The 25,951-nt window shown below is 69.8% G+C and carries 23 protein-coding genes and 1 pseudogene; 8 read left to right on the forward strand and 16 right to left on the reverse strand.

Annotated elements, in window-relative coordinates; genetic code table 11:
- The first annotated feature begins 35 nt into the window (after positions 1-35).
- Positions 36-1,562, forward strand: a complete 1,527-nt coding sequence (locus HDA41_RS32490; protein WP_184990341.1) for an NCS1 family nucleobase:cation symporter-1 — start codon at positions 36-38, stop codon at positions 1,560-1,562.
- A gap of 26 nt (positions 1,563-1,588) precedes the next feature.
- Here HDA41_RS32490 and HDA41_RS32495 read toward each other — a convergent pair whose 3' ends face one another.
- Positions 1,589-2,257 (reverse strand): hypothetical protein, encoded by a 669-nt coding sequence (locus HDA41_RS32495; protein ID WP_184990343.1) that lies wholly within the window; start codon positions 2,255-2,257, stop codon positions 1,589-1,591.
- Positions 2,258-2,557: 300 nt separating this feature from the next.
- On the opposite strand from HDA41_RS32495, the pseudogene HDA41_RS32500 reads away from it, so the two are divergent.
- The 3 genes and pseudogenes from HDA41_RS32500 to HDA41_RS32510 all read left to right on the forward strand — a co-directional run.
- Positions 2,558-2,967: pseudogene (locus tag HDA41_RS32500) on the forward strand (class I SAM-dependent methyltransferase); the annotation flags it as partial.
- Positions 2,968-3,005: 38 nt separating this feature from the next.
- Positions 3,006-3,584 carry a glycoside hydrolase family 36 N-terminal domain-containing protein gene (locus tag HDA41_RS32505; protein ID WP_230299557.1) on the forward strand — a complete coding sequence of 193 codons (579 nt, stop codon included), beginning with the start codon at positions 3,006-3,008 and terminating at the stop codon, positions 3,582-3,584.
- A 1,227-nt stretch (positions 3,585-4,811) separates the two neighbouring features.
- Positions 4,812-5,267 carry a GNAT family N-acetyltransferase gene (locus HDA41_RS32510; RefSeq protein ID WP_184990345.1) on the forward strand — a complete coding sequence of 152 codons (456 nt, stop codon included), beginning with the start codon at positions 4,812-4,814 and terminating at the stop codon, positions 5,265-5,267.
- Positions 5,268-5,971: 704 nt separating this feature from the next.
- Here HDA41_RS32510 and HDA41_RS32515 read toward each other — a convergent pair.
- From HDA41_RS32515 to HDA41_RS32570, 12 genes are all read right to left on the reverse strand, one after another.
- A complete protein-coding gene (locus HDA41_RS32515) occupies positions 5,972-7,060 on the reverse strand; it encodes an S-(hydroxymethyl)mycothiol dehydrogenase (RefSeq protein ID WP_184990347.1) in 1,089 nt (362 codons plus the stop codon).
- Between the two features lie 4 nt (positions 7,061-7,064).
- On the reverse strand, positions 7,065-7,958 hold the full coding sequence (locus tag HDA41_RS32520; protein WP_268251510.1) for a 3-hydroxybutyryl-CoA dehydrogenase: 894 nt from the start codon (positions 7,956-7,958) through the stop codon (positions 7,065-7,067).
- Positions 7,955-9,181 (reverse strand): acyl-CoA dehydrogenase family protein, encoded by a 1,227-nt coding sequence (locus HDA41_RS32525; RefSeq protein WP_184990349.1) that lies wholly within the window; start codon positions 9,179-9,181, stop codon positions 7,955-7,957. The genes HDA41_RS32520 and HDA41_RS32525 overlap by 4 nt, the downstream gene beginning before the upstream one ends.
- Before the next feature lie 99 nt (positions 9,182-9,280).
- Positions 9,281-10,399: an alcohol dehydrogenase catalytic domain-containing protein gene (locus HDA41_RS32530; RefSeq protein WP_184990351.1), complete on the reverse strand. Its 1,119-nt coding sequence runs from the start codon at positions 10,397-10,399 to the stop codon at positions 9,281-9,283.
- A gap of 73 nt (positions 10,400-10,472) precedes the next feature.
- Complete coding sequence (locus HDA41_RS32535) at positions 10,473-11,924, reverse strand: class I adenylate-forming enzyme family protein (protein ID WP_184990353.1); 1,452 nt, start codon at positions 11,922-11,924, stop codon at positions 10,473-10,475.
- The gene (locus tag HDA41_RS32540) at positions 11,921-13,162 is read right to left on the reverse strand and encodes an NAD(P)/FAD-dependent oxidoreductase (RefSeq protein WP_184990355.1); all 1,242 of its coding nucleotides are present in this window, start codon (positions 13,160-13,162) and stop codon (positions 11,921-11,923) included. The genes HDA41_RS32535 and HDA41_RS32540 overlap by 4 nt, the downstream gene beginning before the upstream one ends.
- Positions 13,159-13,482, reverse strand: coding sequence for a 2Fe-2S iron-sulfur cluster-binding protein (locus tag HDA41_RS32545; protein WP_184990357.1), 324 nt, complete (start codon positions 13,480-13,482; stop codon positions 13,159-13,161). Before HDA41_RS32545 ends, HDA41_RS32540 begins: the two co-directional genes overlap by 4 nt.
- Positions 13,483-13,582: 100 nt before the next feature.
- Entirely contained in the window at positions 13,583-14,809 is a 1,227-nt protein-coding gene (locus tag HDA41_RS32550) for a cytochrome P450 (RefSeq protein WP_184990359.1), read from the reverse strand.
- The gene (locus HDA41_RS32555; protein WP_184990361.1) at positions 14,806-15,336 is read right to left on the reverse strand and encodes a cupin domain-containing protein; all 531 of its coding nucleotides are present in this window, start codon (positions 15,334-15,336) and stop codon (positions 14,806-14,808) included. Before HDA41_RS32555 ends, HDA41_RS32550 begins: the two co-directional genes overlap by 4 nt.
- 123 nt (positions 15,337-15,459) lie before the next feature.
- On the reverse strand, positions 15,460-16,002 hold the full coding sequence (locus tag HDA41_RS32560; protein WP_230299545.1) for a MarR family winged helix-turn-helix transcriptional regulator: 543 nt from the start codon (positions 16,000-16,002) through the stop codon (positions 15,460-15,462).
- A 23-nt stretch (positions 16,003-16,025) separates the two neighbouring features.
- Positions 16,026-16,874, reverse strand: a complete 849-nt coding sequence (locus tag HDA41_RS32565) for a fumarylacetoacetate hydrolase family protein (protein WP_184990363.1) — start codon at positions 16,872-16,874, stop codon at positions 16,026-16,028.
- Entirely contained in the window at positions 16,871-17,461 is a 591-nt protein-coding gene (locus tag HDA41_RS32570; RefSeq protein WP_184990365.1) for a carboxymuconolactone decarboxylase family protein, read from the reverse strand. The genes HDA41_RS32565 and HDA41_RS32570 overlap by 4 nt, the downstream gene beginning before the upstream one ends.
- Positions 17,462-17,542: 81 nt before the next feature.
- Here HDA41_RS32570 and HDA41_RS32575 point away from each other — a divergent pair, with 81 nt between their 5' ends.
- The 4 genes from HDA41_RS32575 to HDA41_RS32590 all read left to right on the forward strand — a co-directional run bounded on the left by HDA41_RS32575 (position 17,543) and on the right by HDA41_RS32590 (position 21,320).
- A complete protein-coding gene (locus tag HDA41_RS32575; RefSeq protein ID WP_376706828.1) occupies positions 17,543-18,403 on the forward strand; it encodes a VOC family protein in 861 nt (286 codons plus the stop codon).
- A 70-nt stretch (positions 18,404-18,473) separates the two neighbouring features.
- The gene (gene paaZ / locus HDA41_RS32580) at positions 18,474-20,027 is read left to right on the forward strand and encodes a phenylacetic acid degradation bifunctional protein PaaZ (RefSeq protein WP_184990369.1); all 1,554 of its coding nucleotides are present in this window, start codon (positions 18,474-18,476) and stop codon (positions 20,025-20,027) included.
- 394 nt (positions 20,028-20,421) lie between these two features.
- On the forward strand, positions 20,422-20,598 hold the full coding sequence (locus HDA41_RS32585) for a hypothetical protein (RefSeq protein WP_184990371.1): 177 nt from the start codon (positions 20,422-20,424) through the stop codon (positions 20,596-20,598).
- A complete protein-coding gene (locus HDA41_RS32590) occupies positions 20,595-21,320 on the forward strand; it encodes an SDR family NAD(P)-dependent oxidoreductase (protein WP_184993921.1) in 726 nt (241 codons plus the stop codon). Before HDA41_RS32585 ends, HDA41_RS32590 begins: the two co-directional genes overlap by 4 nt.
- Before the next feature lie 338 nt (positions 21,321-21,658).
- On the opposite strand, the gene HDA41_RS32595 is transcribed toward HDA41_RS32590, so the two are convergent.
- The 3 genes from HDA41_RS32595 to HDA41_RS32605 form a co-directional block, all read right to left on the reverse strand.
- Positions 21,659-23,830 carry an ABC transporter permease gene (locus tag HDA41_RS32595; protein WP_184990373.1) on the reverse strand — a complete coding sequence of 724 codons (2,172 nt, stop codon included), beginning with the start codon at positions 23,828-23,830 and terminating at the stop codon, positions 21,659-21,661.
- A gap of 197 nt (positions 23,831-24,027) precedes the next feature.
- On the reverse strand, positions 24,028-24,813 hold the full coding sequence (locus HDA41_RS32600; protein ID WP_221511656.1) for an alpha/beta hydrolase: 786 nt from the start codon (positions 24,811-24,813) through the stop codon (positions 24,028-24,030).
- Positions 24,814-25,160: 347 nt separating this feature from the next.
- Complete coding sequence (locus tag HDA41_RS32605; RefSeq protein WP_184990377.1) at positions 25,161-25,778, reverse strand: TetR/AcrR family transcriptional regulator; 618 nt, start codon at positions 25,776-25,778, stop codon at positions 25,161-25,163.
- Positions 25,779-25,951 lie beyond the last annotated feature (173 nt).

Raw genomic sequence — 25,951 nt, forward strand, 5'->3', positions numbered from 1 at the left:
CTTTCCCGTCCCACCTCCCCTGATTGGCCCGGCCCATGACCGATACCGCTCCCACGGCCCCACCGCCGCCCACCCAAGTCACCCTCACCGACGGCCGGGTGGAGATCGCCCCGGGCGCCCCCGCACCGACCGGCCCCTACGCCAACGAGGACCTGCTGCCGGTCCCCGTCGAGAAGCGCACCTGGACCACGTACAACTTCTCCGCGCTGTGGGTCGGCATGGCCCACAACACGGCCTCCTGGACCCTGGCCTCCGGACTCATAGCCGTCGGCATGGACTGGAAGCAGGCGGTGCTCACCATCGCCCTGGCCAATGTGATCGTGCTGATACCGATGCTGCTCACCGGGCACGCCGGACCGAAGTACGGCATACCCTTCCCGGTCTTCGCCCGTGCCTCCTTCGGCATCCGCGGGGCCAACCTGCCCGCCGTCGTACGGGCGCTGGTGGCGTGCGGCTGGTTCGGCATCCAGACCTGGATCGGCGGCGAGGCCATCTACTTCCTGGCCGGCAAGCTCGTCGGCAGCGGCTGGACGGACGCGGCGAAGGTCGGCGGCTACGCCTGGACCATGTGGCTGTCCTTCGCGATCTTCTGGGCGCTCCAGGTGGTCATCATCTACCGGGGCATGGAGACCATCCGCCGCTTCGAGAACTGGGCGGCGCCCTTCGTGCTCGTCGGCGCGTTCGTGATGCTGTGGTGGATGAGCGACCAGGCCGGCGGCTTCGGCCCGCTGCTCGACCAGCCGTCGAAGCTCGGCTGGGGCCCGGACTTCTGGAAGCTGTTCGCACCCGCGCTTATGGGCATGATCGGCTTCTGGTCCACGCTGTCGCTGAACATCCCCGACTTCACCCGCTACGGCAAGAGCCAGAAGGCGCAGACGTGGGGTCAGGCCCTCGGTCTGCCGACGACGATGACGCTGTTCGCGTTCCTGTCCGTGATGGTCACCTCCGGCTCGCAGGCGGTCTACGGCGAGGCGATCTGGGACCCGGTACAGCTCGCGGCCAAGACCGACAACACGGTGGGCCTGCTGTTCGCCCTCGTCACCGTCCTGGTGGCGACGCTGTCCGTCAACGTCGCGGCCAACCTGGTCTCGCCCGCGTTCGACTTCTCCAACATCGCGCCCCGGAAGATCAGTTTCCGCGCCGGAGCCCTCGCCACCTGCGTCCTCGGGGTGCTGATCTTCCCGTGGAAGCTGTACTCCGACCCACAGGGCTACATCTTCACCTGGCTCGGCCTGGTCGGCGGCCTGCTCGGCACCGTCGCGGGCATCCTCATCGCCGACTACTGGATCCTGCGCCGCGCCAAGCTCGATCTGACCGACCTGTATCGCACGGGCGGCCGCTACTGGTACGAGGGCGGCTGGAACTGGCGGGCCGTCGTCGCCTTCGTGGTCGGAGGCGTCCTCGCCGTCGGCGGCGCCAGCTTCAAGCCGCTGATCGACGGCCGCCCCGTCCCGGCACTGGCCGGTCTGGCCGACTACGGCTGGGCGGTGGGCCTGGGCACGTCAATGGTGCTGTACCTGGTGCTGATGGCGGCACGGGGCCGGGACCGGACCCTCGTCTGACCGCGGACGCGGACGCTGGAGGACGGTCAGCCCTTGCCGCCCTCCAGCGCGGCCACCGCTTCCTTCGCGGCCTTGATCGCGCCCTTGTTGATCGTGTCCGTGCTCGGTGCCTTCTTCGACTCGAAGTCGCTGCCGTTGTAGGTGATGACCACCAGCGCGTTCGACGCGCGGACGAACACCTGGCCCTCGCGGGTCTCCTGCTTGTCCTCGGTGGTGAGGTTGACGATGGAGTACGCGGTGTCACCCAGACCCGGGACGGCGCCTCCGCCGCTCTTCTCCTCGGTGCGCCCTTTGTATGCCTTCTCCGCCGCCTCGTCCGACTCCATCACCTCGAAGGACACGTCGAGCCAGCGGTAGTTGTACCCCTTGAGCGCGTTCCAGGAGCAGGTGCGGCGCAACTCGGAGTCCGTGGACGGGATCTCCTTGCCCGCCGTCTTGGCACCCGGCACCAGCGACTCGACCGTCTTCTTGGCGACGCTCTCGCACGGCGCCGGTGCGGCCGAGTAGGTCTTCGACGCCGCCGACGTCGACGGGGCGGACGCGGACTGGGTCTCGGTCTTCTCGTCGGCCGGCTTGTGCTCGGCGGCCTGCGGCGCCGCGAGCGGACCGGACGACAGAGCCCAGCCCGCCGCGGCGAGCACGGCCACCGGGGACAGTCGTGCGGTCAGGGCCAGGGGCAGAGGTAGGGAACGCACGGCGCCCTTCTCGTGGGGACGAACAGTGCGGATCAGGTCCGCACGGCGGACGGGGACGACAGTTTCACATGACTCCCTGTGGGGCGAAAGTGCGAACTCGCTCCGTGCCTGCGTGGTGACGGTGACCCTCCGTCGGCGGTTATGGTTTCGGCTGGTTCGGGGATGAGTGGGCGGTTTGTGCCGGGCGTGTTAACACGCGGGAATACCGTTTGCGCCGGTGCTGCGCAGCCCTGATCCGTGCCGTCGTTACCCTCTGGGGCAAGTCGGGACATATCCCAACTCCGCGCTGTTCGTGAAGACATCCTCGTTTACCACGCCCTCGGCGAGGAGGACGCCCGCCTTCGGCAGGGCTCCGGCCGCCTGGAGTTCCGGCGCACGCAGGACGTGCTCCGGCGGCTCCTGCCCGCGCCCCCGGCGCGAGTGCTGGACGTCGGCGGCGGCAGCGGTGTGCACGCGGAGTGGCTTGCCGGGGACGGGTACCAGGTCGGGCTCGTCGATCCCGTGCCGCTGCACCTGCACCAGGCGGCGCGGCTGCCCGGCATCGCGGTCCGTGCCGGGGACGCCCGGGCCCTGCCCACGCAGGACGGCGCGTACGACGCGGTGCTGCTCTCGGCCCCCTGTACCACCTGCCGGAACGGGCCGACCGGGTCCGCGCACTGAGTGAGGCGCGCCGGGCGGTGCGGCCCGGTGGACTGGTCGCGGTCTGCACTGGGGCCCCCGACTCACCCTGGAACAGGCCCTCTCCCTCCTGGACCGCCCCCAGCCCGGCCGCCGGCCGTTCGAGGACCCCGCCGACGGCACCCTCGACCTCGACACCGCAGGAGCCATGCGCTACGCCCACGCGGGCGTCCAGGTCCGCTTCCCGGACGGCGTGCGCGACCTCGAACCGCACCCGGCAGGCGAGGAGGTGCCGCCTCACGAGGACGGCACGGAACTGGTCCTGCGGTTCACCGACCGGCACTACCCGCTCACCCTGGAGGCCCACTACCGCCTCCGCGCCGGCATCGACCTCATCGAACGCCACCTGGTCCTGCGTCACACCGGCACACCGACCGACCGCACGATCACGATCGTCCGCGCCGACTCCGCCACCTGGGTGCTGCCCAGGCTGGGCGAGTACCGGCTGAGCCAGGTGCGGGGTCAGTGGTGCGCCGAGACGCGACCCGGCCTGCCGCTGCGTGCCCTCGAACCCGCGGCACGGTACCGGGACACCGTCACCGGAGTCGTGCACCACGGTGCCATCCTCCTCACACACGGCCCGCATCCGGACCTCGCCGCCGACGACCACGCGTCCACATTGGTCCACCTGATACGGGAGCCCGCCTGATGAGGTGATCGGCCACCGCTCCAGCGTGTGATGAACTCCCAGGTGAGAGGCCTGGCTCGAGGAGTGTTTCGACGGATCGACAGCCTGCGTCATCATGTCTGTCTGCGAGCCGATCCCGAGCGCCCACCGGTCTGGCCGATGCACGGAAACCGCGAGGAGAAAGACCGCATGTTCACCACCCGCCCCACTCTCCAGGGCACCTTCGGCATGGAGGTCCCGGGGTCGGGTCGCTGACCTGGGCTTTTCTTGCCCATTGAGTCCCTGACCTGCGGTGACGCTTCTTTCAGCGTCTTTCGATGCTGTATCGGCTTATGCCGCCGGAACTCCCCAGAGCCTCCCCCCAGCGACGAGAAACTCCCCAGCCGCTCCCCATGCGGAGCAGCGGGGAGCGGCTGGGGAAGGCCATTCGCCTGGGGTCTCGGAGTTGGCCGGGGCCAGAGGTGAAGCCAAGTTCGTGGGCCATGACAGAGACCGATGCCAGTGAAAACGTCGGGTGGCCGGGCTGGGTTGGTCCGCACCTGGTCCGGATCTTGACGAGTAGCCTGTGGTGCTGGCGAGTGGGCCTCGCGGTACCACATGGCACAGGTTGTAGAGATCGTCCAGGGGCGTCTATGCCAGTCCACTGCGGGCATGAAATTGCAGGTCAAAGCCTCTTGGTCCGAGAGCGTCTGCCCAGTTGGTGATGGCTGTGTGATACGCGGGTGATATGGCGAGGCCCCGCCGAGGTCCGTCCTGGCGGGGTCTCTGCCCGGATCCGTGAGACGTCGAAGCCGCACCGGAGCGCTCCGGTGCGGCTTCGACGTGAGGTCGAACGCGCTGGCGCGCACGATGCGGTCGGTGCCTCGAAGGAGTCCGTGTGCCTGTGACTCTCTCGGGTGCCTGATTTGCGATCGCACCCGCTCATCCGTCCGTACCGGGGTGCGTTTTCCTCCCAGCGCGACTGGGACGCGTGAGTGCGGGAGCGGTTGCGGCCGGATCGACTGGCTGGCCACCGGCAGCTGAACTGGCCATCTCGGCCTGTGGCCAGGCCACGGCTGCATCGCTGTCGCGTGTGACGTCCATGTAGGCGTCGATCCGTACTCCCGTAACTACTACGAACGCCGCATCGGGAACCCGCGCGAGACAGTCTCATGCGTCTCGATCGCTACTTTGCCCGAGAGGTCGGCCACTTGGTCAGGCTCACACGGCCATGATGGCCACTAGAGGCGCAGTCGTAGGCTATGAAGCATGAAGATCAGGGTCCGTGACGCTCATCCAGCCGACGTCGAATGGATGAGCAACAACACCGAGGGCTGGACGGTCACCGTCGAGAAGCAGGAGGGGGCCGCCTCCCTGGCGGAGGCGCTGCACGCCCTGATCGCAGAGGATTCCGACCAAGGCGTGCGTATGGGATGGCTTCACTCCAGTCTGCAGCGCGCGGCAGGCGGCGAGCCCGGCTACGTCAGGCTTTATGAGCTCCACGTTTCTGCCGAGTTCCGACAAAGGGGAGTGGCACGAGCTTTGGTCGATGAGTTGTTTGCTCGGGTGCCCGATCAAGAGATCGTCTTGTCTGCGTGGGACCGGGAGCTGTACGGAGTGTGGCTTAAGCTCGGATTTACATACGTCCCTGAACCCGACGAAATGTCAGGGGGTTGCAGTTACCCCGGTGACATGGTGCGCCCACCGGTAGAAGCTTCGTCCTGAAGGATCAGGCATCGTCTGTCGGCATAGTCGTCCAGGACCGCTTCCTCAGGAGCCGGCCGTGTCCGCCATGAGCAACAGCGGCAGCCCTCAGTCTCCGACAGCCGGAAGCGATCAAGCCCTTTTTCCACCGCGGCGCCCTGGTGCCTGTAGTGGCAGGAGCACGACGATGTTGTGTGCCGTGATCGAACTCGGTCTACATGGTGAAGCCGGCCACAGAGTTGATGCGACCGACGTAGCCGTGCCCCTGCAACAGCAAGGGAACGAGGCGGCCAGCGGTGAGAGGGCCCCGCACTCTCTGACGGGCACGGGGCGGGAACTTCCAGTACTACTTGCCCCGGCCGGTCGTGCACGCGCTCCGCCTGGCCAACTCGGGTATCGCCTAGGTGGGGGAATCCGCTCCCCCTGGCCCGCCAGACACGCGTCGACTGGCTGGAACGATCCCGCCGCCGCGGCGCCCTGCTGGCGCCGCCGGAGCTGCACAGCCCGTTTATCCGGCCCTGAGACGCGCTGGTACTCGCCGATGTTCACCGACCCGGCGTTCGGCCCGTGCCCCTCGACATGGCGCCCAGCTCTCGGAGAAGACAAGCGCGGGCGCCTGCGGGCAAGCCGCATAGGAGTGCCGAGGGGTGTCTGAGCCCTCGGGTGCTGGGATGGCGCTCCCGCGCTGGGGTCGTCCTGGGGTGGCCCCCGGCAGAGCCCCATCGTCACAGCATCACCACCGAGCGCAGCACGTCGCCGTGATGCATCCGCTGGAACGCAGACTCCACTTCGTCCAGTTGGATGGTCTCGGTGACGAACTTCTCCAGCGGCAGGCGGCCGTGCAGGTGCAGGTCGATGAGCAGGGGGAAGTCGCGGGAGGGCAGGCAGTCGCCGTACCAGGAGGATTTGAGCGCCCCGCCGCGACCGAAGACGTCCAGCAGCGGTAGTTCGAGCTTCATCTCGGGCGTGGGGACGCCGACGAGGACGACGGTGCCGGCGAGGTCGCGTGCGTGGAACGCCTGCTTGTACGTCTCCGGGCGGCCCACGGCCTCGATGACCACGTCGGCGCCGAAGCCGCCCGTCAGCTCGCGGGTCGCCTCGACGGGGTCGATCTCCTTGGCGTTGACGGTATGGGTGGCGCCCATGGTGCGGGCCGTCTCCAGTTTCCGCTCGTCGATGTCGATGGCGATGATCTTCGCCGCACCCGCCAGGTGTGAGCCGACGATCGCCGCGGCGCCGACACCCCCGCAGCCGATGACGGCGACGCTGTCACCGCGGCCGACGCCGCCGGTGTTGATGGCGGCACCGATGCCGGCCATCACGCCGCAGCCGAGGAGCCCGGCCACCTGCGGGGCGACCGCCGGGTCGACCTTGGTGCACTGCCCGGCGGCGACCAGGGTCTTCTCGGCGAAGGCACCGATACCGAGGGCCGCAGACAGCTTCCGGCCGCTGCCCGCGAGGGTCATCCTCTGCTCGGCGTTGCGGGTGTCGAAGCAGAACCACGGGCGCCCCCGCAGACAGGCGCGGCACTGCCCGCACACGGCACGCCAGTTGAGGATCACGAAGTCCCCGGGCGCCACATCGGTGACGCCCTCGCCGACCGACTCCACGACGCCCGCCGCCTCATGGCCGAGCAGGAAGGGGAACTCGTCGCTGATCCCGCCCTGTTTGTAGTGCAGGTCGGTATGACACACCCCGCACGCCTGGATGCGTACGACCGCCTCCCCGGGCCCTGGGTCGGGCACGACGATCGTCTCCACTCGCACCGGCTCGCCCTTGCCCGGTGCGATCACGCCGCGTACTTCCTGCGCCATGGGGTCAGTCGCCCTTCTTCGATTCCGAGTAGTCGTGGAAGCCACGCCCGGACTTTCGTCCGAGCAACCCGGCCTCCACCATGCGCTGCAGCAGCGGAGGCGCGGCGTGCAGCGGTTCCTTGAAGTCGGCGTACATCGCGTCGGCGATCGCCGCGAGGGTGTCCAGGCCGATCAGGTCGGCCAGGCTCAGCGGGCCCAGGGGGTGGGCGCAGCCGAGGACCATGCCGTTGTCGATGTCCTCCGCGGAGGCGAAGCCGGACTCCAGCATGCGGATCGCGGAGAGCAGGTACGGCACCAGGAGGGCGTTCACCACGAACCCGGCCCGGTCCTGGCACCGGATCACCTGCTTGCCGAGCACGTCGGTGCCGAACTCCTCCGCGCGATGTTGGGTGTGAGCACTCGTCAGCAGGGACGGCACGATCTCCACCAGGCCGAGTACCGGGACCGGGTTGAAGAAGTGCACCCCGATCACCTGGTGTGGGCGTGTGGTGGCCATGCCCAGTTTCATGATGGGGAGGGACGAGGTGTTCGACGCGAGCAGCGCGTCCTCGCGGGTGACGACCCGGTCGAGCTCGGCGAACAGTTCGACCTTGGTCTTCTCATCCTCTGTCGCCGCCTCCACCAGCAGGTCCCGGTCGGCCAACTCGGTGAGGTCGGGGGTGACCCGGACCCGGGCGAGTGCGACGTCGCGTTCCTCGCCGGTGAGCTTGCCGCGCCGTACGCCCCGGTCGAGCGAGGCGGTGATCCGGACCCGCCCGGCGTCGGCCGCGCCCGGACTCACCTCGTGGACCACCACGTCCAGCCCGGCCCGGGCGCACACTTCGGCGATGCCCGCGCCCATCAGACCGCAGCCGATGACACCGACTCGACGGATGTCGGCGCCGGGCGCACCGCTCACCGGAAGGCCGCCTGGCCCGTCAGCGCCTGGCCGATCATGAGGGTGTGCATCTCGACGGTGCCCTCGTAGGTGAGGATCGACTCCAGGTTGTTGGCGTGCCGGATGACCGGGTACTCCAGTGAGATGCCGTTGGCGCCCAGGACGGTGCGGGCGGTGCGGCAGATATCCAGTGCGGCGCGGGTGTTGTTGAGCTTGCCGTAGCTGACCTGTTCGGGGTGCAGGCCCCGGTCGTCCTTGGTGCGGCCCAGGTGGAAGGCCAGGAGCGTGCCCTTGGCCAACTCCAGTGCCATGTCGGTCAGTTTGGCCTGGGTCAGCTGGAAGGAGCTGATCGGGCGGCCGAACTGGATCCGGTCGCCCGCGTAGGCCAGCGCCGCCCGGAAGGAGGACCGTGCGGCGCCCATCGCGCCCCACGCGATGCCGTACCGCGCCTCGTTGAGGCAGGACAGCGGCCCGCGCAGTCCTCGTACCTCAGGCAGCACGGCGGATCCGGGCAGTCGTATCGAGTCGAGCACGAGTTCGCTGGTCACCGAGGCCCTCAGTGACATCTTGTGCTTGATGGCGGGTGCCGAGAAGCCGGGGGTGTCGGTGGGGACGACGAAGCCGCGTACGCCGTCCTCGGTGAGGGCCCAGACGACGGCCACGTCGGCGACCGAGCCGTTGGTGATCCACATCTTGCGCCCGTCGAGGATCCAGTCTCCCCCACTCTCGGCTCCGCTCGAGCGGGAGGTGCCCCCACCGTCTCGGCGGGCGGTGGTGCGCATGCTGCCGGGGTCGGAGCCGGAGTCGGGCTCGGTGAGGCCGAAGCAGCCGATGGCGGTACCTGCCGCGAGGCGCGGCAGCCATTCCGTCTTCTGCTCCTCGGAGCCGAAGGCATGGATCGCGTACATGGCCAGCGAGCCCTGGACCGACACCAGGGAACGCAGCCCGGAGTCGGTGGCCTCCAGTTCGAGACAGGCTAGGCCGTAGTCGACGGCGCTCATCCCCGCGCAGCCGTAGCCCTCCAGGTGCATGCCCAGCAGGCCGAGTTCGCCGAGTTCCTTGGTGAGGCCGCGGATGTCCTCGATCTCGCCCTGTTCGAACCACTCGGCGATGTGCGGTTCGACACGCCGGTCGCAGAAGGTGCGCACGGCGTCGCGTACGGCGCGCTCGTCCGGCGTCAGCATGCTGTCGAGTTCCAGCAGGTCGAGGGGGTCGGCCGGGCGCGGGGAGTGTGGGGTGTGCATCAGGTCTCCAGGGATCGGGAGGGGGAGAGGTGGAGGCCGCCGGTCAGGGGAGGACCGACGGCCCCCGGCCGGAAGGCGGCCGTCAGATCGTCATGTCGCTCACGCGGTGGCGGTCGGGCTGATGATGAAGTTGCTGAAGCCGCCGTTGCGTTGGGCGATTCCGCCGATGGCGTCGTTGACCTGCTCCAGCGGGAACACCTGGTGTTCCAGCGGGCCGAGATCCAGCAGGCCCCCCTCGACCATGTCGGCCATGGCCTGGCCCTCGCCGGAGGTGAACCACGCCGAGCCGATCAGCCGCAGCTGCTGGTCCATCATCCGGTGGATGTCGATGGGCAGGTCACCGGCGACGGCGCCGATGTTCACCGCGATGCCGCCGCGCGCCATGGCGCGCATGCCAGCCCTGAAGGTCTCGTGCGGGGCGCCGGGGCCGAGCGCGTCGATGTAGATGTCGACGCCGTAGCCGTCGGTCTGCTCGTGGATCCACTCGTCGACCGGGCCGTCGTCGAGGGAGTGCAGGTTCAGCCGGCCGTTCGCCAGCTTGCCGACCTGGTCGAGCAGGTCCTTGTCGCGGCCGGTGCCGTATACGTGGGTCAGGCCCAGGGCGGGGGCGAGGAGCGCGGCGCCGATGCCCAGGGTGCCGCTGATGCCGTTGATCAGAATCGTCTTGCCCGGGCCTGCCCCGGCCTTGCGGAGAGCGGAGTACATGGTGCCGAGGTAGCCGAAGCGGGCGGCTGCGTTGAACGACAGCGCGTCCGGCAGCTTCACCAGGCTGTAGGCGGGCGCCACCATGTACTCGGCGAGGCCGCCCTGGTAGCGGTCGAGCAGGTCGAGCGCGGTCGGTGAGAAGCCGAAATACCCGGCGAAGGCGTAGCTGGCGCAGTTGATCGAGTCGTCGTTGCGACAGGACCGGCACGACCCGCAGGAACGGCCCGGGTTGACGTACACCCGGTCCCCCGGCCTGAACGCCTGGACACCTGGGCCGACGGACTCCACCACACCCGCCGGGTCCAGTCCGAAGATCGCCGGCAGGGTCGGCAGCGGGCTGTGCGGGAACCAGGTCGTCCACATGTTCAGGATGTTGGCCAGGTTCGGAACGATGTTGACGGCGTGGACGGCCACGCGGACGTCACCGGGGCCGGGCTCGGGAACGGGGAGTTCCTCGATCCTCATCGGCTCGCCGACGGCGTGCATCCGCGCGGCTCGCATGGTCGCACTCATGGCGTCTCCTCGGGTATGGCTGGGGGAGACGGCGCCCACTGCGGCGCGGTCTCTGGGAGGTGTGGAGGGTGGGTCAGTTGTCCAGCAGCGTCGTCAGCCGCGCGCGCTGCAGCTTTCCGGTGGCCCCGCGGGGCAGTGCGGGTACGACGCATAGGCGCCGGGGCCACTTGTGCCGGGCGAGCCGGCCGTCGAGGTGTCTGCGGATGTCGTCCAGGGTCGGCGTACCGGAGTCGGTGACGAGGAATGCGGTCACGACCTCGCCCCAGACCGGGTCCGGCACCCCGGACACGGCGACCTCGACGACACCGGGCAAGTCGGCGAGGGCATTCTCGACCTCGGCGGGATCGACGTTCTCCCCGCCGGTGATGATGGTGTCCTTGAGCCGGCCGACGACAGACAGACGGCCCTCCGCGTCGAACCGCCCGCGGTCCCCGGTGTGGAACCAGCCCTCCCGGTCGGTCACGGGCACCGTTCCGGCGGCGGTCCAGTACGCGTCCGCCACCGACGGACCCCGCACACAAATCTCACCGGAGGAACCGGCCAGGGCGGTCGACCCGGCCGCGTCCACGACCCTCAACTCGACCTGGGGGACCGGCGATCCGGTGGAGTTCGACGTCTCGTCGGGCGCGGAGTACGTCACCCCGGCCGCGGTCTCCGTCAGCCCGTAGGAGTTGACCACACCGATCCCGCGGGCCCGGAACTGCTCGCGGGTGGCGGTCTGGGCCGGTGACCCGCCGGACAGGATCCACCGCAGGCTGTCCAGGTCGCCGCTGCCGAAGCGGGGGTGGCGGGCCAGCAGGGCGGACATGGCCGGCACGGCGAAGGCACAGGTGACCTTGTGGCCGAGGACCAGGTCGATGAACAGGTCCGGGTCGAAGCGCGGGGCCAGGATCACCGTCCCGCGCCGCGCCCAGGTGTACTGCGGGAGCCCGCCGAGCACGGCGACGTGGGCCAGCGGCGTGGAGACGAGGGCGGTGTCGTCCTCGCCGACGGGCAGCCGCGACAGGCCGCCCGCCATGCTCCAGTACAGGTTGTCGTGGGTCAGCGCGACGCCCTTGGGACGGCCCGAGGTGCCGGACGTGAATGCGATGACCGCGATGTCCGAGCCGGTCGGGGGCTCTCCGGCGACGGGCGCGGACGGCTCGTCGTCGACGTGCAGGTCGTCCCACGTCAGGCGGATGCCCGTCCCGTCCGGGAATCCCTCGCCGCCCACCACCGCACGCGGCGCGGTTTCCTCGCAGACGACGGTGAGCTCGCCCTCGGTCACCTGCGGATGAAGCGGCACGAGCACCGCCCCCATCCGCGTCACCGCGAACAGCGTGATCAGGGCCTCGGGCCGGGCCGCGCCCTGCATCACCACGCGATCGCCCTTGCGCACCCCGTACTTGTCGAGGCGGGCCGCGGTCCGCCGTACGGCCAGGTCCAGTTCGGCATAGGTCCAGGTCCGGTCCTCGAAGACGAGGGCGGTCCGGGACCCGGCCTCGACCGCGGTGGTGAGGAGGTGGGCGCCGAAGGTGCTCGTCATGCCCTCACCTCCGCCGCGCGTCTGGCCCGGGCGAGAGCGCCGAGAGTCGGCCCCGCCAGGTCGCCGGCCAAGATGGGCGTCCGACGCTCCAGCAACCGGCGGGCCGCCAGATGTTCGGCGGGCCAGTTCAAGGTCTCCACGGCCACCAGCAGACCGTCGCGGAAGGCGTACCCGGCCAGCCGCTCCGGGGAGTCGCCGGGCACGAGGCGCACCTCGTCGGAAGGGGAACGCAGCCCGGCGATCTGCAACTTGAGGTCGCCCTGGTCGCTCCAGAACCACGGCAGACTCTCGTACGAGGCGGGCGAGCCGGCGATGCGTCGGCCGACCAGCGTCCCCTGGTCGATGGCGTTCTGCACCGACTCCAGCCGGACCAGCCCCTCCACGTTCGGATGCGGATGCCGAGCGCAGTCACCGACGGCGGAGATCCGGGAATCGGTGACCGAGCGCAGCTGCTCGTCCACGACCACGCCGTCGTCCACGGCCAGCCCGGCCTCCCGTGCCAGGTCGTCCCGGGGAATGGCGCCGATGCCGTAGACGACGAGGTCGGCGGGCAGGACCTCGCGGTCCGTGACGACCCGTTCCACCCGGCCCGGTCCCTCCAGGGCCCGTACGCCTGTCCCGGTCAGGACCCGGACACCGGCATGCTCGTGCCGTTCCCGCAGAGGGAGCTCCAGCTCTCGTGACACGGCCCGGCTCAGCAACCGATCGGCCAGCTCCACCACGGTCACCCGTGCGCCGCGTGTCAGCGCGACCCGGGCCAGCTCGAGGCCGATGAACCCGCCGCCCACGACGACCACGTCACGGGCCGTCGTCAGTGCCCGGCCGATGGTCAGGGCGTCGTCGACCGAGCGCAGGGCGTGGACGCCGTCCAGCTCGGCGCCTGGGACGGGCAGCGGACGGTTGCGCGCGCCGGTCGCCAGCACGAGATGGGCGTAGGGAACGCGGGCCCCGGTGCGGGAGACGACCGTGGCGGCGGCGGTGTCGAGGGCGACGACGTGGTCCCCGAGCCGCAGGTCGATGTTCCGCTCGCGGTAGAAGGACTCCGGCACCAGCTCGACGCGGAGGCCGTCCGGTTCGGTGTGGGCCGCCTTCGACAACGGCGGCCGCTGGTAAGGCAGATGGGGCTCGGCGGCGAACACGGTGACCGGAGCGTCGTAGCCGGATGCGCGCAGTGTCGATACGACGCTGAATGCGGCCTGTCCGCCGCCGACGACGACCACGCCCGCCGTGCTCGTCATACCTGCTCCTCGGGTACGTGGACGACCAGGCCGTCGAGGGCGTCGGAGAGGTGGATCTGGCAGCTGAGTCGGCTGGTGGGCCGCCGTTCGGCGGCGGTGAAGTCCAGCATCTCGTCCTCGACGTCGTTCGGCGGGCCTACCAGCTCGGCCTGTGCCGAGTCGACGTAGACGTGGCAGGTGGCGCAGGAGGCGTTGCCGCCGCACTCGGCGACGATGCCCTCGACGCCGCCTGAGACGGCCGCCTGCATGAGCACGGTCCCCGACGCGGCAATGACTTTGCGTTCGGTCCCGTCGGGCAGCTGGAAGATGACGGTGGGCATGAAGTCCTCCCGATGGGGACGGCTCAGGCGGCTCTACCTTCTTGATCGGTCGATCGAGCCATTCGTGCAGTTGGGTCGCCCAGGGTGCTGGGTGTGGCTGTCAGGCGGTTGCTTGCCAGGTGACGTCGAGCGAGGTGAGCCCGCGGAAGACCCAGCCGTCCAGGCTGCCCGCGGCGGAGCCGCTGTCGGATGCTGTCGCGCCGTCGTCGAGGCGGAGTCCCTTCAGACGGCTGAAGACGAGGGGCCAGGCGATGGCGCTGACCTCGTGGCGCGCGACCCATGCGCCCATGCAGAAGTGCGGTCCGCCGCCGAAGGCGAGGTGGGGGCGGTGCGGGCGGTCGAGATCGAACTCGTCGGCCCGTTCGAAGACCGACTCGTCGCGGTTGCCCGAGGCGATGACGAGAGCGACGCGGCTGCCGGCGGGCAGGGTGACGCCGGCGATCTCGTAGTCCTGCGTGAGCTGGCGGGGATACATGCCGATCGGCGAGATCCAGCGGGCGGTCTCCTCGAAGACCCGCTTCCAGGCCGACGGGTCCTTGAGCACGCGCTCCAGCGCCTCGGGGCGGCGCAGCAGGGCCCAGGCGCCCACGCCGAAGACGTCGCGCGGCTCGTTGACGCCCCCGCCGATGATGACCTTGACGTTGTTCTGGATCTCGGCGAGGTCCACCGGGTCGGCCGCGTGGACCATGGAGGAGATCACCGAGCCGTCGGGCTCGCGGCGTGTGACCTCCGCCATCTCGGCCACCGCTTCCTCGATGGCCCGGGTCGCGCGCTCGGCGCGCAGCCAGATGTCGGGGTCGTCGGCGTAGTTGCTGTTGCCGTCCATCATCGCCCGCGACCAGTCGGCGATGTCGTCGGCGCTCGCGTTGCGCAGGCCCAGTACCAGGGCCAGGTTGGCGGCGACGAGCGGCTCGGCGAAGTCGCGGACGAGGTCGGCCCCGCCGCGGCCTGCGATCCGGTCGAGCAGCTCGTGCGCGGTGCGCTCGAAGGCGGCGGCCCACTGGTCGCGGACCTGGCGGGGCCGGGTGGGCGGCTCGGCCGCGGTCCGCAGACGCCGGTGGTCCGGGTCGTCCTCGCGGAGCATGTTCGGGCCGACCGTGCGCAGTAGCAGCGAGCCCTCCTCGCGGGAGCTGAAGACCTCGGGCAGCTTCTCGGCGTGGACGATGTCGTCGTACCGGGTGAGCAGGTGCCGCCCCACGGAGGGGACCCAGGCGAGCGGGGCGGTGCGGCGCAGCTCTGCGTAGGCGGGGTAGGGGTCGCGGCGCAGCTCGGCGAGATCGAGCTCGACGACGGGCGCGCCGGGCGCCGCGGTCGTCAGGGCGCTCATGAGGTGCCTCCCGCGCCCATCAGGACGAAGAACACCGTGGCGGGCTCCGCGCCGAGGTTGCGCCAGGCGTGCCGGGTGGCGTTCTGCACGATGAGGTCACCGGGCTTCAGCACCGCGGTCTCGCCGCCGTCGAGGTCGAGGACGATCTCGCCGCTCAGGACGACGCCGTAGTCGACGGTGGGCGTGGTGTGCATGCCGGGGTTGTCGGGCTCGAAGAGCTCGGCGAGGCCGGGGCTGGCCTCCAGCTGCTCGGCGGCCGCGGCCGCGGGGTCCCAGCTCGGGTCGGCGTAGACACTGGCCGGCGGGAAGGTGACGGTCAGCGCGACGGTCTCGCCCGGAGCGGGCACGAAGGACTTCAGGGACGCCGTCGGGTCGGCCGACGGGACGGCGGGTGCGGCCGTGTTCCACACCAGGGACCGGGCGAAGCCGGGGGTATGGGTGAACTGGCGGGTGCGCGGCGGCTCGCCGTCACTGACGATCACGGGCTTGCCGCTCGGGCTGACACCGGTGACGACTCGACGGACCATGATTCTCTCCCTTGAGAAACCAACCTACTGTTAGACGCTTGACGGTAAAGGTTCTTACTGATCTCGACGAGCGTGGTCCGGCGGCTCCGAGCACGAGTCGGTGGGCCGGTTCCCCGGGCCCGGTCACTCCGCGGGCGGGGTCTCCTGGTTGACCAGCGTACGCAGCAGGTGGACCAGTTCACTGAGCTGATCGTCGCGGAGTACGGCGGTCCACGCCCGCTCGCGCTTCGTCTGCGCCTGGATGGCCAGCCGCAGCGTCTCCTGGCCCTCCGGGGTGAGCTCGACGAACAGCTGACGCCGGTCGGTCTCGACGCGTTCACGCGTGACCAGGCCACGGCTCTCCAGGGTCGCCAGCGCGCTCGAGATGCTGGCTCGGGTGGACCCCGAGACCCGGCCGATGTCCTGTTGGCCGAGCGGGCCGTAGATCCACAGTGCGTTCAGGATTCGGAAGCCCGCCCAGGTCAGGCCGAGCGGCCGGTGGACGTGCTTCTCGAAGTCCTTGGTCAGCCGGGCCTCGAGGCGGGTGAGGTCGGTGACCATCTCGATCGCGTCGAGGTCCCGCGGATCGGTGGTGCCCAGCTCGCGATGGTGGTGGCGCAGGAGCTCGGAGAACTCCCGGGTTCGGCTGGTGCCCTTGGTACCCGGCTCGCGCACGGTGTCCGTCACGATCTCGCGCCTTCCGTTCGATTTCAACCGGCGATGACCGGGTTGACCATAGTGCCGACGCCGGTGACCTCGGTCCGCAGGACCTTGCCCTCGGTGAGGTAGAGGCGGGGTGTACGGCGGACTCCGCAGCCGGCCGGGGTGCCGGTGAAGATCAGGTCGCCCGGCTCGAACGTCACCCGCTTCGACAGCCAGGCGATCAGTTCGGGCACGCTGAAGATGAGGTCGGAGGTGCGGCCGCGCTGCACTTCGAGGTCGTCGACCCAGCCGGCCACCTCGATGTCGTCCGGGTCCTCGAACTCGTCGAGGGTCACCAGGTACGGGCCGATCGGGCTGAAGGTGTCGTACGACTTCGGCAGCGTGAACTGGTTGATCGGCTTGCGCCACTGCTCCTTGCGGTCGCTGATGTCCTGGCCGGCGGTCACGCCCGCCACGTACGACCAGGCATCGGCCTGCGAGATGTTCTTGCCGGTACGGCCCATGACGACCACGAGTTCGGCCTCGTAGTCGACCTTGTCGTACTGCGGCTCCACGACGATCGCGTCGTAGGGGCCGACCACGGACGACGCGAACTTGGCGAACACCGACGGCTCGTCGGGGACCGGGAGATTCGACTCCTCGGCGTGCGCCCGGTAGTTGAGGGCGACCCCGATGGCCTTGTACGGCTTGGCGACCCGGCCCAGTTCGCGCGGGTCGAACTCCCGCCAGTCCGCCTCCGCGGCCCTCTCGGCGAGGGTGCGCAGCTCGTCCTGGAGGGACAGGTCGGCCAGCACCTCCAGGCGCGGCTCGATCGCCCCCTTGCTCGCGTCGGCGATGTCGAGGGCACGGTCCTCGCGCACGACGACGGGGCGGTCGGCGAGGTTGGCGAGCTTCATGCGGGCACTTCCTTCTGAACGGCCTGGTCGGCGGTGTGGGGGAGGGGCAGGGTGAGGTCGCCCTCGACCTGGACGCCGAGCGTGTTGATGACGGTGGCGATGGTCAGGTACTGGCCGACGGTGTAGAGGACGTCGATGACCTGCTCGGTACTCAGGTGGTCCGTCAGCCTGTTCCACAGCTCGTCGTCCACGCCCTGCCGGTCGACGAGCGAGTCGGTGGCGGTGAGCAGCACCCGGTCGAGGTCGCCGAGTCCGTCCCAGGCGCCGGTCGCGGCCGCCAGGATCGACTCGTCGGACAGGCCGGCCCGGCGGGCGATACGCACGTGCTGGTCCCACTCGTAGGCCGCCTGCGCCCGGGCGGCGATCCGCAGGATCATCAGCTCCCGGGACGGCAGCGGCAGGGTGTTCTTGCCCAGCACGTGGTTGCTGAAGACGAGGTAGCGGCGCAGTGCGTCCTCGTGGTGGGCCAGGGTCGCCCAGATCGTGTGGATCCGGCCGTCCTGGTCGCGGTACGGCGCCAGCGACGCCAGTGTCTTCTCCTGCAGGTCGGTCTCGTCGACGGGCTGCAGGCGGGGTTTCTCCGGCATCGGAGTCCTCCTCGGCTCGATGACGGCAAGGTATTCGTCAGAGCCTTGACCGTCAAGGGTCTAACAAATACGGTCTTCGCCATGACGATCCAGAGCCTTGGTTACGTGGGGATCGGCACGCCCGATCCGACAGCGTGGGCGGAGTACGCCCGCACAGTGATAGGTCTCGCGGTCGAGCCCGGGGACCCTGGTGGGCCTGTGCGCCATCGCCTGCGGATGGACCAGCATCCGTTCCGCATGTGGCTGACGGAGGCGGAGACCGGTGGCGTCACGGTCATCGGCTGGGAGGTCCGTGACGGGGCGGCGATCGACGAGATGACGGTGCGCCTCAAGGAGTCCGGCGTCGACGTGATGGCCGGCACCGAGGAGGAATGCCGGGACCGGCAGGTGACCCGCATGGTGCACTTCGACGGCCCCCTCGGCATCCGCACCGAGCTGTTCTGCGGCCGTCGTCTCGCCCCGAGCCAGTTCGTGTCACCGCTGGGCGTCGACTTCGTGACCGGCGAGCAGGGACTCGGGCACGTGGTGATGAAGACGCCGCACGTCCAGGAGGCGGTGGACTTCTACTGCGATGTCCTGGGCTTCCGGCTCAGCGACACCGCCGACTACCCCTGGGGCACGTTCTACTTCCTCGGCTGCAACCCCCGGCACCACAGCATCGCCTTCATCCGCTCGTACAAGAACGAGGGCACCCACCACATCCTGTGCGAAGTGACCAGCCCGGAGGAGGTCGGCCGCGCCCTCGACCGCACGCGCGAGCACGACGTCGAACTCATGGCGACCCTCGGCAAGCACGCCAACGACGGGATGTTCTCGTTCTACATGAAGTCGCCCGCCGGCTTCGGCATCGAGATCGGCACGGGCGGCGTGCAGGTCGACGAGAGCACCTGGGTCAGCCGTACGTACACGGCCGACATCTGGGGTCACCACCCGGTCCCGTAGCGGACTGCGGGGCGAGCCGCCCCTCCACGTAGTCAACCCCGACCCCTCCGACGAAAGCGGGCCGCATCCCATGCTTCTCGAGAGCTATCTGCAGGACACCTGGGCTGCGCCGGCGGCCACCGAAGCCTCCGCGGCCGACGTGCACGACGCCGTCACCGGAGAGTTGGTCTGCCGCGTCTCCTCCACGGGCCTCGACCTGGTGGCCGCGTTCGACCACGCCCGCCACGCCGGCGGCCAGGCACTCCGGGTGCTGACCTTCCACCAGCGAGCAGACCTGCTGGACGCGGTCGCCGCGGCTGTCCGCGCACGCCGCGAGGAGCTGTACGCCCTGTCGACCCGCGCCGGAGCCACCATGGCGGACGCCCGCTACGACGTCGACGGCGGCATCCGCGTCCTGCGCGACTACGCGATCCGGACACGCACCGAACTGCCGGACGCGCCCCACCTTCTCGAAGGCCCCGCCGAACGCCTCGCCCGGGGCGAGGACTTCCTCGGCGTCCACCTCGTCACCCCCTCACCGGGCCTGATGCTTCAGGTGAACGCCTTCAACTTCCCGGTCTGGGCACCCCTGGAGAAGCTGGCCCAGGCGCTGCTGGCCGGCCTGCCCAGCGTGATCAAGCCGGCCACCCCCACCGCCTACCTCACCGAACACCTCGTGCGGATCGTCACCGACGCCGGTGTCCTGCCGCCCGGCTCCCTGCAGCTGGTCGTCGGCTCGGTGCGTCCGGCACTCGGTCTGCTCGGGGAGCAGGACATCCTCTCCTTCACCGGCTCGGCCGCCACCGCACAGACGCTGCGCACACATCCCAACCTGGTGGCCCGCTCCGTACGCTTCAACGCGGAGGCCGACTCCGTCAACGCCATCGTGCTGGCCCCGGACGTCACGCCCGGAACGCCGCTCTTCGAGGCGTTCGTACGCGAGGTCGTGACCGAGATGACGGTCAAGGCGGGCCAGAAGTGCACCGCGATCCGCCGCGTCCTCGTCCCACGGGAGCACGAGGCAGCCACGCTCGACGCCGTCGCATCCGAGCTCGCCGGGGTGACCATCGGCAACCCCACCGCGAAAGGAGTGCGGATGGGGGCGGTCGTCAGCCTCGCGCAGCGCGACGACGTACGCCGCGCGGTGCGGCGGATCGCGGAGTCCGGACACCTCGTCCACGGTGACCCGGACAAGGTGCGGGTGGTCGACGCCGACCCACAGCGGGGGGCTTTCCTGGACACCCTCCTCATCTCCGCGGACCCGGACGCCGCCGCGCCCCACGAGGTGGAGCCCTTCGGACCGGCCGCGACCGTGCTGGCCTACCGCGACACCGCCCACGCCATGGACCTGGTGGCCCGCGGCCGGGGCAGCCTGGCCGCCTCGGTCGTCGGCGACGACCTCGACTGGACGACCGCCTTCGTACGGGAGGCGGCCCCCTGGCACGGCCGGCTGCACCTCATGGACTCGGCGAACATGACGCAGACCACCGGCCACGGATCACCGCTCCCCGCCCTGCGACACGGAGGCCCCGGCCGGGCCGGCGGGGGATCGGAGATGGCAGGCACCCGAGGAGTCCTCGACCTGATGCAACGCACGGCACTCCAGGCATCGCCCCGACTCCTCGACACCTTGCGTACCAAGTGACTTCGGTGTCGTCGGTGTGCGAGTGGTCCGTGCGGTGTGACCGTCAGCGGAGGACCATGACGAACAACGGGTACACCGGATACGTCGACCAGGCGGCCACACCCCTGGAGCGATCTCCCTCCACGCCCCTGACCTGAGCACTGTCATCATCCGCTCCATCCGCGACCGGCTCGGGCGTGGCGTTGCCGTGGCGGTCGACGGCTGCGTGTGTGCAGCGGAGCGTCGTCACGGACTCACCACCGCCTCCCGTGGCCGACGTTGAGGGAGTTGATCTCGGTCCGTGAGTGCGAGGCTCATGCCAGTCACGGAAACAAGACCGCCCTTCCCTGACGTTCTCGATCTTCGAACCGGAGCAAAGCGCGACTGGGCCCCATGAAAGCAAGGAGACACGTCCATGCGAAGAGCGGACATGCGCACTGCCGACAACGTCCGCGCCGACGAGCGGGACAAAGCGGCCGTTCAAGCGCCCCTCGGCGTGACCTTGCTGGGGGCGACGGTGGGCGCGGCGCTCACGCTCCCCGTCGTGGCGCCCGCCCGGATCTCGCGCGTCCGAGAGGCGGTGCGATGGTGAGTCGAATCCTGGTGACCGGTTCCGCGGACGGCCTTGGACGCGCCGCGGCGGCTTCACTGTTGTCCGCGGGCCACGACGTGGTGGTGCACGCCCGGAACCGGGAGCGCGCGGCGGGCCTCGACGCGCTGGTCACCCGTGGGGCGCACCTTGTGGTGGGCGACTTCACTGACCGTGACGCCGTACGGCGCATCGCCGCCGAACTGAATGACGCCAAGCCCCTCGACGCGGTCATCCACAACGCCGGCGTGTGGAGCGGACCGGCGGTCATGCCGGTCAACATCATCGCGCCGTACCTGCTCACGGCCCTGCTCCGCGGGCCGCGTCGGCTGGTGTACCTGAGCAGCGGCTCGCATTTCGGTGGTCGCCCCGCGCTCGCCGGCGTCGACTGGCGGGGCGAGAGCGCGGGCTCGTACTCCGACAGCAAGCTGTTCGTCACGACGCTTGCGGCCGCAGTGGCCCGTCTGCGCCCAGGAGTGCTGAGCAACGCCGTGGATCCGGGCTGGGTGCCGACCAAGATGGGCGGACCGCACGCACCGGATGACCTGGAGCTCGGTCGTCAAACGCAAGAGTGGCTTGCGTCGAGCGACGAACCGCAGGCCCTGACGACCGGCGGCTACTGGTATCACCGCCAGCGGCAGCAGCCGCACCGCGCAGTGCACGACGAGGCGTTCCAGGACAACCTCCTGCGGACGTTGACCGAAGAGGTGGGCACCGTGCTCTGAGCGGTAGAGGACGGCCGATCGACAATCTCAGGCACAACGAGAGTGACGGGCCCGAGAGGAAGCCTCCCGGCATCTGCCGGGAGGCTTCCTACGCTCGGGAGTGTGAGGTCGGCGGTCAGGGCTGTTCTGTGTCCGACAGGTCGCGGCGGCACTGGCCGTCGCCTCGGCCACCAGCCCGCTACCGCGTTGACCTCCTGGCGGCCCGGTGCACCTCTATCGGAGCCGCTTCTGGTGCATCGGTGCATCGTGCCGGGGTCCCCGTCCGGTCGGACCGGGACCCCGGTCAGGAACGTCGGCGTGGTCCGCCTGCGCCCCGGGGCGACGGCGCGCAGGGTGCCTCAGGCGATGCCGGTCCGGTCGAGCGGCTCGGGGGCGGGCCTCTCGGCTTCCTGACCGCCCTGGGGCGTGTCGGGGCCGCCGTCCGCACCGTCCTTGCGGTTGCGACGGGCGATGCCCCGGTCGATCAGCACGTGCAGCAGCAGGCACACGGCGCCCCAGGCGGCGATGGTCGCGAGGTGGCCGGCGACACCGGAGTGGTCGAAGTAGACCGTGGCGCGGACGATGTCGACCGCGGCCGGCAGGGGCAGGACGTCGTTCAGGTCGCGGAAGAGCTCGGGGACCATGTAGAGCGAGATACCTCCGCCGGAGGCGGGGACCCCGACCAATATCGCGATCACCAGTACGGGGATGATGCCGGCGATGCCGAGGATGCGGGTGAAGACTCCGGTGAACATCGAGATGCTGAAGATCGTCAGTGCTCCGAAGCCGATCATCGCCCCGGCGTGGCCGTTGATCGCGCCGATCAGGACGTCGAAGAGGAACCACAGCCATACGGCCATGCCGACCGCCCAGCCGGCCAGCATCGGCAGCAGCTGTCGCAGCCGGTTGATCTCGGGCGCGCCGCCGCGCAGCACCGCCATGATCAGGAAGCCGGCCATGATCCAGGCCATGGCCGCGTACATGCTGTTGCTGCCGTTGGAGTCGGAGGCGTTCAGCGGCTGGACGTCGGTCAGTTCCAGCGGGGCTTTCTGGCTCGCCGAGATCTGTTGGAACATCGCCTGCAGCGCGGTGTTCTGGCTCACGCCCGCGGCCGAGGAGGTGTACAGCGTGGCCTCGCCGCCCCTTGAGGTGGGCAGGACGTACACGCCGACGGTCTTGCCCTCGCGGATCTGGTCCGTCGCCGCGTCGAGGGAGGTGCTGGTGGTCAGGGAGAGCAGGTCGCCCAGGCCGTCCTGCAGACCGCGGGCCGCCTGCGTGGCCTGTTCCTGCGAGGCGCCGACGACCACGACGGGCATGTCGCGGACCTGCGGCTCGTGCAGGGAGGCGCTCATCAGGCCGACGACGGCGGTGAGGATGGTCAGCGGGAAGGCGGCCACCGCGAAGTACCGGAGCCGCTTGGAGCGCACCGGTCCACCGGCCATCGCGGGCCGGGGGAAGTGGGGGTCGTCGGTCGCCTCGGTGTTTGGAATGGTGAGCCCCTTGCGGCGCTCCACCAGGACGTTGAGCGCGAGGGCGGCTACGAGCCAGACGGCGAGGGTGAGCAGGTGGGTGCCGACGCCGCGGCCGTTGAAGTAGACGATGGAGCGCAGCGCCTCGCCCGCGGCCGGCAGCGGCAGCACGTTGTGCAGGAAGCCGAAGAAGCCGGGCATCGAGTGGATCGGCATGGCGAGGTTGGAGGCGGGCACCCCGAAGACCATCCACAGCAGCATGCCGGGCAGCACCGCCAGTCCGCCGATGAGTTTCACGAACAGCAGCTGGCTGAGGGCCACCGCGCCGGTCGCGAGCAGGCCGACTCCGACGAACTGCAGATAGTGGCCGTCGATGGCGCCCACGATCGGCCCCAGGATCAGCCAGATCAGCGAGCTGGTCGCCACCGCCCAGCCGGCCAGTATCGGCAGGAACCTGCGCACGGAGAGCAGATGGGGCACCGCCGCGATCATGCCGCTCAGCGGGGAGTACCCGACCATCATCATGCCGATCGCGGCGAACAGCACCGCGATGCCCGCGCTGTCTCCGGCGGGCAGGGGCGCGATGTCCTCGGTCTTGGTCGTCCAGTCGTGACCCGCTGCCACCGGGGCGAGGAGCTGCTTGACCGTTGATGCCTGTGAGGCGCCGGCTCCCTGGGCCGTGTAGAGGGTCGCTTCGGTGGCGCCGTCCGCGGGGATCTGCAGTACGCCGGCGACGCCACGGTCCTTGAGCTGGTCGAGTGCCTCCGTGCGGTCGGCGACCAGCCGGGGTTCGGCGGCTCCGTCCTTGGCGGAGGCCAGCTCGTCGACGACGGACTGGGCCACGGCCCCCGAGCCGACGACGGCGACCGGCATGTCCCGGGTCTGCGGCGAGTGCATGGTGCCCATGTACGTCGCGTACATCATCGTGACCATGAGGAAGGGCATGACGAAGAGGAAGACGTACTTGACGATCTTCATCTTCCTGTCCGCGTCGGATGTACCCGCCTCGGGCGAACCCGGCTCGCGCCCGCTGGCATCGCGGACGGGGGTCGGTGTTTCCATGATGTGCTCCTGGTGGATGTGCTGGGGCGCAAGGCGCAGGCGCCTTCTCCGCGCTGTGCAAAGGTGTGGTGTTCAGCCCGAACGGGCAGCGCTCTGCGCAGGTGCAGTCGTCGGGGTCTGAAGGACATCGATGGCGATGCGGGTGCTGACCGATGGGGCCGTCCCGTACGTGGCGCGGAGTGGCGCGCCGATGTGCGTCAGCCGTACAGCGCGGCATCCAGCGCCCGCGCCTGCCGGCGCCAGAACTGCTGGGAAACGTCGGCCTTGGGGAACACCGCGTCGAACCCGTGGAACGCGCCGGGAACGATGTGGAGTTCGCAGGGGACTTTCCTGTCGCTGAGGCGGCGCGCGTACTCGACGTCCTCGTCGTGGAAGAGATCGAGGGTGCCCACGCCGATCCAGGCCGGAGGAAGCCCGGTGAGGTCCTCGCGGCGGGCTGCGGCCGCGTACGGGGAGACATCCGGGCCCGCTACGGCGTCGCCGAGGTAGGACGACCAGCCGTACTGGTTGCTTTTGGGAGTCCAGAGACGCATGTTCCGCGTGTCCAGGTCCGTTCTCGTCGTCGTGCGGTCGTCGAGCATCGGGTAGACCAGCAGTTGGAACACCGGCCGGATCTCGGCACGGTCATGGGCGAGCAGTGCGAGGGCCGCGGCGATTCCGCCACCCGCGCTGGCACCGCCGATCGCGATGCGGTCGATGTCGATGTGGAGGTCGTTCGCCCGCGCCGTCAGGCCGAGCAGCGCGGCGTAGGCGTCCTCGGCCGCGGCGGGCGCGGGACTGTCCGACGCCCGTCGATAGCGGACCGCGGCGACGGTGATGCCGAGTTCGCGGGCGAAGGCGATGCTGGTCCGGTCGTCCTGCTCCGGGGCTCCGAAGATGAGGCCGCCGCCGTGTATCCACAGCAGGGCCGGAGCAGCCGCCCTCAAGCCGGTCGGCTGGAAGACGCGGAGCGAGACGGACGGTGCGCCCTTCGGCCCGGGCACGACCAGCTCCTGAACGGTGAGCCCTGTCCCAGGGGCGGCCGGGCGCGGCTTCAGGCTCCGCATGACGCGCGAGGACAAGGGTCCGTACGACATCTTGGGGATGAAGCGTCCGAGCAGGAGATCGGGGTGGAAGGCACTCATCGGTTTCTCGGGCTCTCTGCTGCCGCACCGGCAGACCGGTGTGCGTTGACGCGGTGGCGCCCGGCCGGTGCGGTGGCAAGCCGTTGCCGACGGAAGGCGGATCGGTTCAGCGTGCATGGAATCGAGACCATGAGGCGCTCCTCCTCATCAAGGGTTTGGGAGATCACGCGCCCCCGGCGCGTGGACAGCGACACAGGTGGGGATGGCTAGGAAGCCGCCACGGCGGCACCGGTGGGAAGGCCGGCGCGCACGTGCAGAAGGCCCTCTCGGACAAGATCGGGCAGCGCGACGTCGGTGTGGCCTTGTGCCCACATCTCCATGGACGTCCGCAGCACGGCAGCTGCTGCGGCGGCCAGCAGGCGGGGAGTCAAGTCCCGCTCGGCGTCGGTGCCGGTGCGTTCGGCGAAGAGTTCCGCGAGCTGCTGATCGGCCTGCTCGTACGTGACCAGGTGCTGCGCCCGCATTGACGGTTGCTCGCCGACCACGCGCATCAGCACCGCGATGTTGTCCCGTTGACCGACGTATTGCGCGGCGAAGGACGGAAGTACCTGTGTCAGGGAGTCCCACGGCGGCTCCTCCACGGGCCTGGCGCGCATGGCGTCGAGCAGGGAAGTGCCGCTGCGTACCAGGCCGTCGAGGATCGCCTCCTCGCGACTGGCGAAGTAGTTGCGAAACGTGCGTGGCGACACATCCACTGCCGCAGCGATCGCCTCCGGGGTCGCCGCGTCGAGTCCCTGCTCGACCATCAGGGACCAGGCCGCACGGCTCAATGCCGCCCGGGTCGCCAGCTTCTTCCGTTCGCGCAGGCTCGGCTCTTTCGTCATGCCGACCACCATCCAGGATTCTTTCCGGATTGGCAAGTTTTCTTTCTTGGCAAGATCGGGTGAACTTGTCTAGTGTGGGCCGCGGCGGCAGCTCGTTATGAGCCTGGCACTCCACCAAACGCCAGTCACGGCTGTTCGAACGCCCATGCCGCCGATGGTCATCGCCATAGCAA

This window comes from Streptomyces caelestis (genome assembly GCF_014205255.1).
Taxonomy (GTDB): domain Bacteria; phylum Actinomycetota; class Actinomycetes; order Streptomycetales; family Streptomycetaceae; genus Streptomyces; species Streptomyces caelestis.

Coding starts and splice junctions, on each gene's coding strand:
- HDA41_RS32510 (WP_184990345.1), top strand. CDS start 4,812: ATGAAGATCAGGGTCCGTGACGCTCATCCAGCCGACGTCGAATGGATG.
- HDA41_RS32565 (WP_184990363.1), bottom strand. CDS start 16,874: ATGAAGCTCGCCAACCTCGCCGACCGCCCCGTCGTCGTGCGCGAGGAC.
- HDA41_RS32575 (WP_376706828.1), top strand. CDS start 17,543: ATGACGATCCAGAGCCTTGGTTACGTGGGGATCGGCACGCCCGATCCG.
- HDA41_RS32570 (WP_184990365.1), bottom strand. CDS start 17,461: ATGCCGGAGAAACCCCGCCTGCAGCCCGTCGACGAGACCGACCTGCAG.
- HDA41_RS32530 (WP_184990351.1), bottom strand. CDS start 10,399: ATGAGTGCGACCATGCGAGCCGCGCGGATGCACGCCGTCGGCGAGCCG.
- paaZ (WP_184990369.1), top strand. CDS start 18,474: ATGCTTCTCGAGAGCTATCTGCAGGACACCTGGGCTGCGCCGGCGGCC.
- HDA41_RS32595 (WP_184990373.1), bottom strand. CDS start 23,830: ATGGAAACACCGACCCCCGTCCGCGATGCCAGCGGGCGCGAGCCGGGT.
- HDA41_RS32540 (WP_184990355.1), bottom strand. CDS start 13,162: ATGACGAGCACGGCGGGCGTGGTCGTCGTCGGCGGCGGACAGGCCGCA.
- HDA41_RS32550 (WP_184990359.1), bottom strand. CDS start 14,809: ATGAGCGCCCTGACGACCGCGGCGCCCGGCGCGCCCGTCGTCGAGCTC.
- HDA41_RS32515 (WP_184990347.1), bottom strand. CDS start 7,060: ATGGCGCAGGAAGTACGCGGCGTGATCGCACCGGGCAAGGGCGAGCCG.
- HDA41_RS32605 (WP_184990377.1), bottom strand. CDS start 25,778: ATGACGAAAGAGCCGAGCCTGCGCGAACGGAAGAAGCTGGCGACCCGG.
- HDA41_RS32555 (WP_184990361.1), bottom strand. CDS start 15,336: ATGGTCCGTCGAGTCGTCACCGGTGTCAGCCCGAGCGGCAAGCCCGTG.
- HDA41_RS32490 (WP_184990341.1), top strand. CDS start 36: ATGACCGATACCGCTCCCACGGCCCCACCGCCGCCCACCCAAGTCACC.
- HDA41_RS32525 (WP_184990349.1), bottom strand. CDS start 9,181: ATGCACACCCCACACTCCCCGCGCCCGGCCGACCCCCTCGACCTGCTG.
- HDA41_RS32535 (WP_184990353.1), bottom strand. CDS start 11,924: ATGACGAGCACCTTCGGCGCCCACCTCCTCACCACCGCGGTCGAGGCC.
- HDA41_RS32545 (WP_184990357.1), bottom strand. CDS start 13,482: ATGCCCACCGTCATCTTCCAGCTGCCCGACGGGACCGAACGCAAAGTC.
- HDA41_RS32585 (WP_184990371.1), top strand. CDS start 20,422: ATGCGAAGAGCGGACATGCGCACTGCCGACAACGTCCGCGCCGACGAG.